Raw genomic sequence first — 13,733 nt, forward strand, 5'->3', positions numbered from 1 at the left:
CTCAGAAGTGAAACGTAACTGCGGCGATGGTAGTGTGGGGTCTCCCCATGTGAGAGTAGCACACCGCCAGGCTCCCAATACGAAGAAGGGCTATCCGGGTGGATAGCCCTTTTTTATTGCTCCTGATTTACCACCAATCAACGCAGCTCACGTTGACTGCCCACTCCGCAAACCTTAATGAAAGTCCCTGGACGTAACCCTCAGCTTATCCAATAAAAAGCCCGTACTTTATTGTAAGAACCAAATCCAGCACTTACCCTGTCACACCTAACACCTAACACCTAACACCTAACACCTAACACCTAACACCTAACACCTAACACCTAACACCTAACACCTAACACCTAACACCTAACACCTAACACCTAACACCTAACACCTAACACCCGTAGATCTGATTTTTTCTGAAGGTCGATATCTTTCGCTAGTTCGCAGAGAAATATCCTGTAATGTCAGGCAGATATGAGTGGTTTGTTGATCCGGATGGGAGAGTAGTAAATGGATAAGCGACTCTATGAGATCGATCTCTATCGTTTTGTCGCCTCAGTGATGGTGTTGGTATTTCACTATACTTTTGTGGGGTATATGCTGGGCTACGCACCTGATATTCGCTTTGATAGCATAGGCGAGTACAGCCGCTATTTTTACCTGGGTATCAACTTTTTCTTTATTATCAGCGGTTTTGTGATCCTGATGAGTGCCAAAGATGGCGAACCAGATAAGTTTTTTGTCTCTCGCTTTATTCGACTCTATCCAGCGTACTGGATTGGAGTGCTTCTAACCGGTAGCTGTATTTTATACTTCAATCAAAGCCAGTTTCAGGCGTCGGGCGCTGAACTTGCCGCCAATGCCACTATGTTCCAGGCCGCTATAGGAATTAAACATATAGAATCTGCCTATTGGACATTGTGGATAGAGATGCAGTTCTATCTGGTCATGTTTGCCCTGGCTTGGTTCGGCTGGTTGCGTTTTATTCTGCCGTTGATTGGCGTGTCGTTGGCGGCGTGTACGGTTTCCCTTTTCACCAGTTGGGGGCAAGAATTCGATCTCTGGACTAACGCTTTTCCTCATTGGTGGGGATACTTCGCGACAGGTTGCCTGCTGTATCTCATTCACAGAGATGGGTTGAGTCTATTGAAGTCATTCATGTTAGTGCTGGCGTTAGTCTTTGTAGTCTGTCAAAACTGGCTATTTACCAGCATGATGGAAGGTTGGTATGGCACAGCTTTCAATGAATTTATTATCCTTGGGCTGAATCTATTCTTCCTTAGTCTGATGTTATTCAGCGCGCTGGCCAATCAGCATCCATTAAGAAAAGCCCGGTTTGTCGCCTGGGGCGCCTTAACCTATCCCCTGTATCTGATTCATCAAAACATAGGCTATATGTTGTTTAACGCCTATGGTCAGCATATAAACAAGTACCTGATGCTGTTTGCAGCGGCATCATTGATGCTGGTATCCGCTTATGCTATTCACCGCTTTGTGGAACGTCCATTAGCCCCTTGGCTTAAGAAGCACTTAACGGCTTGGCTACATAGAAGAAAAAGCGGGGAAGGCCCAGCCAAAAGAGCTTTGGAGTCATAAAATCATCAAAACATGCACTTTGAGATGACGGCATTCAATCTAATCTCAATGAGGCGATCATCTCTGACTTTTATCTGAATTATCTTGGTCAGGGTGTTACGCATGTTGACTTTGTCTGATGGAAAAGTATGTTGCGCATCTACAGGTGTTAAAAGGTTCCTCGGCTGTGGAAAGGCAAGTATTCAGCATGGACGGTTTGGACGTCGAGAACTGGCAATTTGCTCAGTTTCAGTTTATCTGCGGTCAGGATCTCTTGGTAGATACCCAAAGCGGTGAGCAACACAAGCTTGAGCCTCAGGTCAGTCGTTTGTTGCTGTTGTTCTGTCAGTCGCAAGGGCATTTGCTGACCCGTGAATCGCTGGAAAAGTCACTTTGGCCTAGCACGATCGTTGACAACAACAGCCTTTATCAGTTGCTTACCAAGCTGCGGCGCTTGCTTAATGACTCGCCTCGTCAGCCCGTCTTTATAAAAACCATCCCCAAGCGGGGTTATCGTTTTTTGCCCAATGCAACCCTGATGGATGCAAGGATTGCGCCTGTTATTACTGCGCTGCCCAGATCTTCTTCCTTCTCCTGGGCCAAATGGCTGGGCTGGGGCGCCGTCAGTGTGGCTGGGTTCGCAGCTGTAGCAAGTTTAGGCAGCAGGTATGACGCGCCACCTCCTGTACAGTATGAATTGACGGATGTCAGCTATGCACTTGGATTGGAAGCTGAAGTCAGTGCCCATCGAAGCCAGGATTTAATTGCCTATGTGAAGGATATTAACCAACTTCAGGTAACCGACAAGAGTGGCAATTTGCTGCAAAGCCGGCAAGTGGATACCCGGGTTAGTCTTCCCCAGTGGCATCCAGAGCGCTCGCTACTGGCATACTGGCAATATCAACAAGGTCAGTGTTTGCTGAATTTATCAGACGATAAATTGGACAGTATTCATGTTAGTCGTCCCTTACCTTGTACTTATGCAAAGCGTCCGGTCTGGAATAGCCAGGACGAACTGGTGGTGATCTTAAAACGAAACCACCAGAACTTACCTTATTTGTATCGGGTTAGTACAGGTCAGCTTATTCTGCTGCCATTGGATCTCGAGGCAGATGAAACGATACGGGGGGCCGTTCGGGCCTGGGATGACGAGATCTTTTACCTGATTAACCGATTAGGTCAGGGCAGCCGCTTAGTATCGCTCGCAGGTAAGACCATGATGGAATGGGATCATCCGGTGTGGTTGTTATCCTATAATCCTAAACGCGAGACCCTGATAATTAATCACCCCAGCCAGATTGGTGGGGTGCTTGAGCAGGCCCTAGGCCATGAGCCGGTTGTCGTGGCCAATACCGCGCAGGGGGTGTTTACCTCTGTGTCCGCCGACCAGCATGGCCAGTTGTTTGTGGCCAGTGAGTCCTGGCAGGTAAATATTCGCAACAAGTTGAATATGCCATTGTTTTCTTCTTCATCCATCGATTATCTGCCTGCCACTAACCCATTGGGAGAAACGGCCTTTATGTCAAGGCGCAGTGGTGTGTGTGAGGTTTATTTACAGGCAGGCAGCAAGCTGACGAGGTTGTCCCAATATAGCGGTAATGCTTATGCTGATTTTTTGCAGTGGAGTCCGGATAATAGTGCGTTATTGTCTAACCGGGATAAGCAAATTGTCTTATATGGTCGTCAGGGTGAAATTGCTGAATTCAGCGCAAAGCTTAGTGGTCCCTTGTTAAGTCTGAGCTGGGTGGATGAAGAGCGGCTTTATGCGTTCGATGGTAACAACCTGAGTTTGTACAATCGGCAGGGGGTTATCCTGCAACAATGGGCGATTGAGGCACTGGCTGTACATTACGACTGGCATGAAAAACGCTGGTTAGTATTTACACCGAGTGCGCTGCAAAGCAAAAAATCTTTAGATGAGGCTGGCGAACAGATAACGCGGTTGGATGGCCAGCATACCAATCAGTTAATCAATATTAAGCTGGTTAACGGTCGTCTCTACTGGCAATCAAAATGGGACAATGGGATCCAGATCTGGCAGTTAGCGTTAAATGAGCAAAGCACCCCTTCGTTAATAACCTCAGGGCACTTTATCTGGCATTTTGATGTTGATCCAACCGGCGAACTGATGGTGGCGGCCAGGGAGAGGGTCGAGGGCGATATTAAAGTGCTTCGTCCAGTGCCACATTAACCCAGTCTCTTAGTTGCTCAGATAATTGGCGTTTACCAGCCACATTATATTCGGCACAAATCGATGCGATACTCCATCCTTGCAACACATAGCGACAAGCGAGCTCTGCGCCAGGATGCACTTTGCATTTGGGTTGGCTAAGCAGTTTTCGCATGGCCAAGTGCAGGTTCTCAAGTGGTTGTGTGCCTGATGAAAAGGCTATCAACAAGCGACGATCATTGTGGCCAAGTATTTGTGGCTGACAAAGTATGCCGAATAGTTGTAAGAGCAAGGGGGCATGCAGCTGCGCAAAGGTACTGGGCAATAGATATTGAAATTCCTGACTGAAGTACGAGGTTAATTGTTGCTGGGCCTGTTTGGCCGGCTCGCTTAACGCTTGCAGCATCAGCAAACTGTGTTCGCCACTGGCGGCATCTTGCTTGTGGCCAAGGCGGACGGGCATGAACCCGGCCTTTTGCCAGAATCTCAGTAGCTCATTAGATAGTCCATAGCTGGTTCCCAAAGCATCAATGCCCTTGGTTTTAGCCGCTTTTGCAAGCTCGTTTAACATCCACTGTCCTAAACCTTGCCGGCGCGAATTAGCCTGTAAGGCTATCCGCACAATGCGCCAGTAACTAAGTGCTGCCAGCGCCGGTTCGCTCAGGTAAGCACTGAGATTTTGTGCCAACAAATGGCCCTGAACCCGCCGTTGGCCTAAGCTGATGGCATCGGCCAGAGAAGAGAGTGGGGAGCCGCCCTCAACCATGACCAGCATGGCACCGAGCAATTTCCCCTGCTTTTGCAGGGAATAGATGTGCATATCCGGCGCATCCAGCATGCGCTGCAAATCGTCCGGGCTGGTTTGATAATGCGCATTCACCAATAATTCAAAAATCTGATGCAGCAATACTGGGTTTGCCGCCAGTTGCGCTTTGCTATGTTGTTGCAAACACAAAGGCTGGTCTGACGTTGATTGATTTGCGGGGGCATCCTGCATAAGCAAGGTATCAAACCAGAATTGTTCCAGCGGGTCGTCCTGATACCAGCGCAATGGTTCACTGATATGCTGACTTTGCCACTGTGGACGATGCGCCTCTAAATAAGGTTTAAAGCGAATTTCAAAGCCGCGTCCACTGCCTTCATAGCCATGCACGGTGGAAGAAAACACCACGCGGCTGTATTGGTTCAGCAAGCTTTTCAACAGCGGTGCAGGGATAGCTGCGGCTTCATCGACTAGCAGCAAATCAGCGCGTGGTTTCTCCCGTATCAGCACATCCACCGGCACAAACTTCAGGCATCCTTGTTGTGCCTTGAGATAACCTTTCTCCCGCTGTAGATCGGTTAATTGCTGTTGGGCGTGGTTGAAGGCTTGTTCTGTGGCGTCCAAATGCGGCGCAGTGATTAGGATCTGTTTGTCTTTTGCCATCAACTGGGCGGCGGCAATGCCAAGCGCCGAGGTTTTTCCGCGGCCACGGTCTGCGGTAAGCACCAATGGCCGGTGCCGGTGTCCGCTTGCCACCTTATGGATGGCCTGCACTGCCATGGCTTGTTCATGACTGGCATAAGGCGTGGGAACATCCTTAGGCCGAGTTAATACCGGCATATTCTCGCCACGAAAGCTTTGTTGGTTACATATCACCACACCAGAGGCGCTTTGCAGTTTCTCTAACAGCCATTGATTGAAAACGCCGGTACATTTTTCAGTGCCGAAGGACTGTTTGCCTGGTAACGATGGCAGGTCTTGTTGCCAATGCTCGATGGGGGGGGCTAAAAGCACCATCAATCCGCCGCGACGCACTGTGCCAGAGAGGGCCACTAATGCGTTGGCACTGACGCCGGAGCGCAAATCATAGACTAAACAATCCCACTCCCTGCCGAGCTGTTGTCGGTAAGCTTTGCAAGGAATTTGCTCCTCGCTAATCCATAGCGTCTCACCGCCCTGGGTTAGTGTTTGTGCCTGCTGGCAAACCCAGTCCGGTGTCCCTTGAATCAGCAATAGCTGACGGTGGAATTGTCCTTGCTGGCGCTCATGTAGCCAGGATTGAAAAGCGTTTTGCACGACGGCCTTATGCTCAGATAACTGGTATACTTAGCCACTAGTTTATCCTATAGCTGTAGAGGAATTCGAATGCGCTTTTTATCTCGTCGTCTGGTTATGCCTAATGATCTTAACTATGCCAATGCCCTGTTTGGTGGCCGTGCGTTGGAATGGATTGATGAAGAGGCGGCGATTTATGCCATTTGTCAGTTGGAAAGCAATCATCTGGTGACCAAACACATTGGCGAAATCAGCTTTGAATCTCCCGCGCTGCAAGGCGACGTAGTGGAATTTGGTCTGGCGACCAAAAAAGTGGGTCGCACCTCTATCACGGTTTCCTGCCTGGTGCGTAACAAAGCCACCAAGAAGACCATCTGCTTTGCCGATGATATTGTCTTCGTGCGAGTAGATCCTGATACGCGCTTGCCGGTTCCCCATGGTAAAACCATGGAAGAGCTGGAAGCGCAAACCCATCAGGAACTGAAAAGTCTGAATATGTTGGCCTAGCCCACCTGATGCGTTGCACAGGTATTAACTTCAGCGAGCTTATCAATATCCAGTTTGTGGCTGATATTGAGATTGCTTGGTCGTAAGTGGCTAGCCAGGATGACGATTCTGTCCGTTGCTGCCAGGTTGATACTGTCGGCCATCAGCTTCTGCTGATGGCTGTCCAATCCCTCAAAAGGTTCATCCAGACACCAAAGCGGTGCATCGCTTAACCAGGCTCTGGCCAGATTCAGACGTTTTAACTCGCCGCCGCTTAATCTGCGTCCCGTGTCTCCTAACCACTCATCCAAAGCCCGCTCCAGGTGACTTAAGTTGGCTTTTTGTAATGCGTCACGTAATGCCGTATCTGTCGCGTCTGGTCTGGCAATCTGTAGATTGTCCCTGAGGCTACCTGCCAAGCAAGTAGGCTGTTGCTCGGCAAAATACCAGCTATCAACCAAGCCCTGGCTAAGTACCTGGTTATTGACCACACGTTCTCCCTGATAGGGAATAAACCCATATATGGCTTGCAGTAAACTGGTTTTTCCTGAGCCGGAACTACCTTGCAGCAGCAATAACTGGCCTTGTTTCATACTCAGGTTTACTGGTGGTAGTGGCCGGCTGTCCACTTTCAACCGGCGGATATGCAGTTCTGTCAGCGGTATATCTAGGACTTGGCGCGTCAGCTTATGGATGGCGAGGTTAGTTAACTGTGATTTTCCGTTCAGGCAATCCGCCAGGGCGGGTTGAGAGCGTAAGGGGCTTGCTAACCAGTCCCGTGCGCTTAACAGCAGCATAACAGGGATAAGAATGGTGGCGTGGCCAAACAGCGCTTGGGGTACTTGTAGCAGTATGGTGGTGAGTAGAACCAAACTTAACAGATGTAAACGCCTTACGGCATTATCGCCCCGGGCCTGAACAGCTTGCTGTGCCTGCCACATTAATGATGCATCTGGTAGCGTCAGGTTAGTTTGTAAATGCCATAAAGAACAACTCGTTAGCTGGCCATTGCTGTACTGCCTGAATGCTTGCTTTTGTTTTAAGAGCTCCTCACTGTCGCGCAGCGCTTTTATGCATACCCAGCCAAAACTCAGCGCCCCGCCGATAAGTAACGCCCAGCCATACACTGCCATTGTGGGGAGGAGCCACAGCAGAGTGAGCTGACTAATCAGCATCATCACGATCACACCGGTATGTTGTCCTATCCAGGCAACCCACAACGCTGCCACGGCTTCGGTATGCTGAACCAAGGCTTCGGTACTGGCATCCTGTTGCGGTAAACGACTGTCCTGCAGACGTTGGAATAAAGCTAAGCGTGTAACAGCCAGTCGGGTTAGGAGTTGCTTATGGCCAAGCCACATTTGGCCGTAGCCTGAAGCAATGCGGATCAACGCCAGTGCGCGGATAACCACTGCAGGCAACATGTAGTTAAAGCCGGGCGCCGCGATGGCACAGGCAGCGATAAACCAACTGGAGAAAATCAGTAAGATAAGGCCGGCAGAGACATGGACGGCCGCCAACAGCGTGGCCAGCAGGTTAGATTTCATTGGCTGACCACCTCCAGGTTATTCGTCTGCCAATGACGATTAAACCATGCTTCTGGCAGGGGTTTATGAGATGCCCACACCAGCGTGCGTTCGGCCAGTTGTTGCCTGAGCAGCAGGCAGAGCCGCTGATGTTGCTCGTCGGTCAGGTGGGCGGTGGGTTCATCCAATAAAACCAGTGAGGCGTCAGACAATAAAACCCGTGCTAAAGCGACGCGCTGAGCCTGGCCCCCAGATAATGGCGGGTGTTCCCCCATTAGTGTCTCCAGACCCTGGGGGAGATTACTGGCCCAATCATGCAGCTCAACTTGCGAGAGGATGTCCCAAAGCTTCTGGTCGTTGTGCGCATGCCCCAGGCACAGATTATCGCGCAGACTTTGCGGGGTAATAATAGCCTGTTGGGTTAACAATACTGCTTGCCCCTGCATTTTGTGGCTGCATGGCCGCTGTCCAAGTAAACATTCCAGCAACAGGGTTTTTCCACTACCTGAGGGACCTGAGAGTTGCACCCAATCTTTGCGGTGTAAGACCAGTCTTTTGGCATGTAGCCGAGGATGCTCCGATTGCACCGACAGCCAGTCCAGCCCCGTAAAATGTCCCTGTGGAGAAGGGGACAGCGGCATGTCTAAAATAGGTTTTAGTTCGGCGGCGCCAGCTTCGGCGGCGGCCTTTTGATGATAAAGACGGCCCAGCGTTTTCAGTTCACTGAAGCAAAGGGGAGCGACGAGTAATATAAACAGCCCTTGTTGCAGGCTCAGCACCGGACCAATTTGCACTTCGCCTAATAGATTGAAACCCACAAACACCGCCACCAAAGCCACGGCTAGGGTGGCAAAAAAATCCAGTACGCTGGAAGATAAAAACGCCAGGCTAACCACGTTCATGGTGCGCTGGTTTAAATCATCGCTGGCGTTTTTCAGCAGTTGTTGTTGGCTGGTATGCGCCTGATGCACCAGGAGCAGGTCGGCAGCTTTTAGACGGTCGGCAAATAAGCTGCCCAAGCGCGTTAGTGCAGCGAAATGTCGGCGATGTCGAGTCGCCGCGCCACTACCTACCAGATACATAAATAAAGGAACGACAGGTAAGGTAACGAACATTAGCAGGGCTATCAGCCAACTGGCAGGCCACAGGCACACAAGGGCCAGTAAAGGGGCTAAAACCGCCAGTTGCTTTTGCACTTGATAATGGGTGAGAAAATCTGCCGTGGCAGGAATATGCAGCGACCATAATTGCTGCCAGTAAAAATTAGGCTGTTGACGCACTAAGGCCAGTTGTCCTCGCAGGAGTTGCGTATGCAACTTCGCTTGTAAACGTTGGCATAGCTGTAAGTGTGTGCGTTGGGTAAATTGCTGTTTCAGATAATCGAACACTAGCCATAAGGCGGCCGTCAGTCCCACGCCCTGCATTGCAGTGGAGGCTGGCGGCTGTTGATTGACGATGAGATCGTCAACCGCAAGGCTAACAAACCAAAATAAACCGAGCTGGCAGGTAAAACCGGCCAAACCCAGAAGTGTCAGTAGATGCAGGGCGCCGCGTGAGGCGGCCCCCTGTTGATTAAGCCACTTTGTCAGGCTGAGTCCGGCGGCATGCTCAGTCATTTCTGTCCATGTCTTCGGTGGACTCCAGCCACATGGCATTGATAATACCAAAGGCACAGGCCAACAATACGCCAAGTATCCAAGTGAAGTACCACATAATAATCCTCCTAGTAAATCGCATGGCTTTGGTTCAGTTCGGACTGCTTTATGCGTCCGCGCATGACCCAAAAGCTGTAAGTGGTATAAGCCAGAACAATAGGAACAAAGATGCAGGCAACTGCAAACATAACCTTCAGAGTCAGCAGGCTGGATGTGGCGTCCCACATGGTTAGACTGGCATTAGGCATGGTGGAACTTGGCATCAAAAACGGGAACATGGAGAAACCCGCGGTAAGGATAACGCCGGTCATGCAGAGTGCACTGCTGACAAAGGCCCATCCGCCGCGTCTTTTCAAGGAGAACAAGGCACATGCCAGACCGGCTGCAATACCCAACAGTGGAGCCGTCAGCATCCAGGGATAGCTGGCATAATTGCTTAGCCAGGCACCACTTTGCTGTTCAACGGTTTTAGTTAATGGGTTAGAGGTGGCATAAGGGTCAATGGCTGAGGTCACCACAAATCCGTCTACTCCATATGCAATCCAGATTCCGGCCAGAATAAACAGCACGACTGACACAACTGACAGCACTACTGAAACAGCTCGAGAGCGTGCCAGTAACTGGTCGGTGGTTTTTAACTGCAACCAGGTGGCGCCATGGTTGAGCAACATGGCGACAGACACCAGACCACAGAGGATAGCAAAGGGACTTAGCAGACCAAAGAAACTGCCGGTGTAAGTGGGTCTAAGGGTGTTATCCAGCTCAAAAGGCACACCCAACAGCAGGTTGCCGAAGGCCACACCAAAGATAAGGGCAGGAATTAGTCCGCCAGCAAACAGTGCCCAGTCCCAGGCTTTTCGCCAGGTTGCATTGGGCAGTTTACTGCGGTAATCAAAGCCAATGGGACGCATCCATAAGGCGATCAGCGTTAAGGCAAGGGCCAAATAGAAGCCTGAAAAGGCGGCAGCATAGATCATCGGCCAGGCTGCGAAAATGGCGCCGCCGGCAGTAATAAACCATACCTGATTACCATCCCAGTGTGGGCCAATGGTATTGATCATCACCCTTCTATCCTGATCAGTTTTTCCTACCAGGGTCAAGAGTGCACCAACACCTAAGTCAAAGCCGTCGGTGATGGCGAAGCCAATTAGTAGTACGCCGACCAGCACCCACCAGATAACACGTAGTACTTCATAATCGATCATGCTTGTGCTCCTTTGATGCCGAGGTTTAATTTATCCTGCTCAGCTTGCTGGGCCAGAGCGCTTGGGCCTTGCTTGGCAAACTTTTGCATCAGGTAGAAACCAATAATAAACATCACCAGGTAGAAACTGCTGTATGCCACCAAGGTGATAATGACGTCGCTGACAGACAAGTTAGACACCGAAGCATGAACGGGCAGCACTTCAGCGATGGACCAGGGCTGGCGGCCAAATTCTGCGACAAACCACCCCGCTTCGCACGCAATCCAGGGGAGAGGCAAGCTAAAAAGCGAAGCCTTAAGTAACCAACGGGGCTTGGTAATCTGGTGCTTGGTGCTATACCAGAAGGCAGCGACAAAGAGTGCCAGCATTAGAAAGCCGCACGCAACCATCAAACGGAAACTCCAGAACAGTGGTGCTACTGGCGGTATGCTGTAATCAACCGCCCTTTGTATGGCTTCTTCGCTGGGATTGGCAACATCTTTAGTGAATGGCTCTAACAGCATGGCATACCCAAGATTGGCCTTGTTTTGTTCAAAAATGGCCAACTCAGCCTCGCTCGCTTGTCCTGCTTTGACTTTCTCCAGCAGACCATAAGCTTTGGTGCCAGCAACAATCTTGTGTCTGTGCTCTTCCTTAAGCTCTCGGAGCCCCATTACTTCCTCATCCAATGAACGGGTGGCAATTAGCCCCATCAGCCAGGGGATTTTTACCGCGTACTCGGTTTTCTCCAATTCGTCATTGGGAATACCAAACAGGGTAAATGAAGCTGGAGCGGGTTGGGTTTCATACTCTGCTTCAACAGCGGCCAGCTTGACCTTTTGCACATCACCCAATTCATAGCCACTTTCATCCCCCAGTACAATGACTGACAATATTGAAGCCAAGCCAAAACTGGCAGCGATGGCGAATGAGCGTCGGGCAAAGGCAATCTCGCGACCCTTAAGCAGGTAATAGCTGGAAATGGCCAGGATAAACATAGCACCTGTGACGTAACCGGCTGACACCGTGTGGACAAACTTCACCTGAGCGACCGGGTTGAAAATCACTTCGGCAAAGCTGGTCATCTCCATTCGCATGGATTCAATGTTGAATTCAGCACCTACCGGGTATTGCATCCAGCCATTGGCGATCAGGATCCACAAGGCCGAGAAGTTTGAACCAAGCGCAACCAACCAGGTAGTGGTGAGGTGCTTGACCTTGGACATTTTGTCCCAACCAAAGAAAAATAATCCTACGAAGGTGGATTCCAGAAAGAAAGCCATTAACCCTTCGATAGCCAGTGGCGCGCCAAAAATATCCCCTACATAGTGTGAGTAGTAGGCCCAATTCATGCCAAACTGGAATTCCATGGTTAGACCGGTGGCCACGCCAATGGCGAAGTTAATCCCAAACAGCTTGCCCCAGAATTTGGTCATCTGTTTGTAGATCTCCTTGCCTGTCATCACATAGACAGACTCCATAATGGCCAGCAAAAAGCTTAAGCCAAGTGTCAGTGGTACGAAGATAAAGTGGAACATGGCCGTTAGGGCAAATTGCCAACGTGATAGTTCGATGAGTGTCTCATTCATAGCCGAACCCTCATAGCAGCACTCCTTGTGAAGGTGTTGATTAATTTTATTGAGAATTACTCTCTCATTGTGAGTATCAGCAAGTTTTGATCCATATCACCACCTAGGTACCAAATTGGTATGAAGAGGCTTATATTCGCTGACAATATGGGAAATGGTAGATAACTACAGAGTAGAAAGAAAAGCACACAACTGACAAATCTGTCAGTTGTGTAGGTTGGAGTTAGTGTAAAAGTAGTATATTCAGGGTTCCAATCGCTCAATACCCAAGGCTTTCAGCACATACTTTTCATAAATTGGCTCGCTGGTACCGGTTTTCATCTTGCGCATAAAATATTTTTCAAAGGCAATCTTGGCTAAATGCACCCACTTACCTTTTTTAAACCAGGTTACATTACGCGGCGGTATTTGCGGCATAGCCACAAAAGCAGCGCCAGTATCCCCCATGTCCGCGAGGCAGATGGCGTGCCAGGTGCCCTTATAGTGCGGGGGATGGTTGTCTACTACTATGGCTTTTAGGTTGTGTGCGATGGCTGTCATCATGGTCTCAATCATATAACCGGTTTTGGGTGTGCCGGTGGGCACAGGTGTAGATTCTACCGGCGGAATCGCCACGCACACGCCGCCTGAGAAGATATTTGGGTACTTTGGACTGCGTTGGAACTCATCGGTGATAACAAAGCCTTTGGGATTACACAATCCCTCAACGTCAGCCACAGCTTTAACACCGGAGAAAGGGGGGATAAGCATGGCATGCTGGAAAGGCAGTTGATGGCTAATATCCAATTCGCCCTTGCGGTTGAGTTCACTGACTTGCATTTGCCCGTCACTCACCTCATCAACCTGGGCATTGCAGATCCACTTTATGTCTCGCTGGCGTAACTCCGACTCCAATAAAGACTTGGAATCGCCAACACCACCTAAGCCGAGGTGGCCAATGTAAGGCTCACTGGTGACATAGGTTACGGGCACCTTGTGCCTGACTTTGGCTTCACGCAATGCCTTGTCCAGAATAAAGGCATATTCATAGGCAGGACCAAAACAACTGGCTCCCTGAAATGCGCCTACAACTGCAGGGCCTGGTGTGGCGATCAACTTCTCGACATCCTTGTGACAGTTGATAGCGTGGTCTAGGGTGCATATTGACTGGGTAAAATGTGCGGGGCCAGCCCCCGGAATGCTTTCAAATGCCAGCTTAGGGCCAGTGGCAATCACCAGATAATCATAGTCGATGAGTTCGCCGTCGCGGCCTATCAGTTGCTGCTGCTCAGGATCAATTCTCTCTATACTGGCACAGACAAAATCAATGTGTTTTTTATTCAGATATTTTTCTATGGGGAAAGTGATGGCATTGGGCTCTCGCCATCCCACCGCCACCCAGGGATTGGAAGGGACAAAACGAAACATCGGATACTCATTTACTACCACGACCTGATGTTCGGCTCCCAGAGCCTGTTTAATCTCATAGGCTGCGGGCATGCCTCCGGTTCCTGCACCTAGTACCACTACTTTTGTCATGATC

General features: G+C 50.0%; 10 protein-coding genes. 3 read left to right on the forward strand and 7 right to left on the reverse strand.

What is annotated here, in order from left to right:
- Window positions 1–498: 498 nt before the first annotated feature.
- Window positions 499–1,584 carry an acyltransferase family protein gene (locus J0A65_RS15990; protein ID WP_206595331.1) on the forward strand — a complete coding sequence of 362 codons (1,086 nt, stop codon included), beginning with the start codon at window positions 499–501 and terminating at the stop codon, window positions 1,582–1,584.
- 118 nt (window positions 1,585–1,702) lie between these two features.
- Window positions 1,703–3,754: a winged helix-turn-helix domain-containing protein gene (locus J0A65_RS15995; protein WP_206595332.1), complete on the forward strand. Its 2,052-nt coding sequence runs from the start codon at window positions 1,703–1,705 to the stop codon at window positions 3,752–3,754.
- Here the strand turns inward: J0A65_RS15995 and J0A65_RS16000 are convergent.
- A complete protein-coding gene (locus J0A65_RS16000) occupies window positions 3,726–5,792 on the reverse strand; it encodes a tRNA(Met) cytidine acetyltransferase TmcA (protein ID WP_206595333.1) in 2,067 nt (688 codons plus the stop codon). The genes J0A65_RS15995 and J0A65_RS16000 overlap by 29 nt on opposite strands.
- 69 nt (window positions 5,793–5,861) lie before the next feature.
- Between J0A65_RS16000 and J0A65_RS16005 the strand changes: the two genes are divergently transcribed.
- Window positions 5,862–6,278 (forward strand): acyl-CoA thioesterase, encoded by a 417-nt coding sequence (locus tag J0A65_RS16005; RefSeq protein ID WP_206595334.1) that lies wholly within the window; start codon window positions 5,862–5,864, stop codon window positions 6,276–6,278.
- Here J0A65_RS16005 and J0A65_RS16010 read toward each other — a convergent pair.
- The 6 genes from J0A65_RS16010 to J0A65_RS16035 form a co-directional block, all read right to left on the reverse strand.
- The gene (locus tag J0A65_RS16010) at window positions 6,275–7,804 is read right to left on the reverse strand and encodes an ATP-binding cassette domain-containing protein (RefSeq protein ID WP_206595335.1); all 1,530 of its coding nucleotides are present in this window, start codon (window positions 7,802–7,804) and stop codon (window positions 6,275–6,277) included. The genes J0A65_RS16005 and J0A65_RS16010 overlap by 4 nt on opposite strands.
- Window positions 7,801–9,399, reverse strand: coding sequence for an ATP-binding cassette domain-containing protein (locus tag J0A65_RS16015; protein WP_206595336.1), 1,599 nt, complete (start codon window positions 9,397–9,399; stop codon window positions 7,801–7,803). Before J0A65_RS16015 ends, J0A65_RS16010 begins: the two co-directional genes overlap by 4 nt.
- The gene (gene cydX, locus J0A65_RS16020; RefSeq protein ID WP_102796560.1) at window positions 9,392–9,496 is read right to left on the reverse strand and encodes a cytochrome bd-I oxidase subunit CydX; all 105 of its coding nucleotides are present in this window, start codon (window positions 9,494–9,496) and stop codon (window positions 9,392–9,394) included. The genes J0A65_RS16015 and cydX overlap by 8 nt, the downstream gene beginning before the upstream one ends.
- Before the next feature lie 10 nt (window positions 9,497–9,506).
- Window positions 9,507–10,643, reverse strand: a complete 1,137-nt coding sequence (gene cydB, locus J0A65_RS16025) for a cytochrome d ubiquinol oxidase subunit II (protein WP_206595337.1) — start codon at window positions 10,641–10,643, stop codon at window positions 9,507–9,509.
- On the reverse strand, window positions 10,640–12,211 hold the full coding sequence (locus J0A65_RS16030) for a cytochrome ubiquinol oxidase subunit I (RefSeq protein ID WP_206595338.1): 1,572 nt from the start codon (window positions 12,209–12,211) through the stop codon (window positions 10,640–10,642). The genes cydB and J0A65_RS16030 overlap by 4 nt, the downstream gene beginning before the upstream one ends.
- 243 nt (window positions 12,212–12,454) lie before the next feature.
- Window positions 12,455–13,729: an NAD(P)/FAD-dependent oxidoreductase gene (locus J0A65_RS16035; RefSeq protein ID WP_206595339.1), complete on the reverse strand. Its 1,275-nt coding sequence runs from the start codon at window positions 13,727–13,729 to the stop codon at window positions 12,455–12,457.
- Window positions 13,730–13,733 lie beyond the last annotated feature (4 nt).

The organism is Bowmanella yangjiangensis (assembly GCF_017255015.1).
GTDB classification, from domain to species: domain Bacteria; phylum Pseudomonadota; class Gammaproteobacteria; order Enterobacterales; family Alteromonadaceae; genus Bowmanella; species Bowmanella yangjiangensis.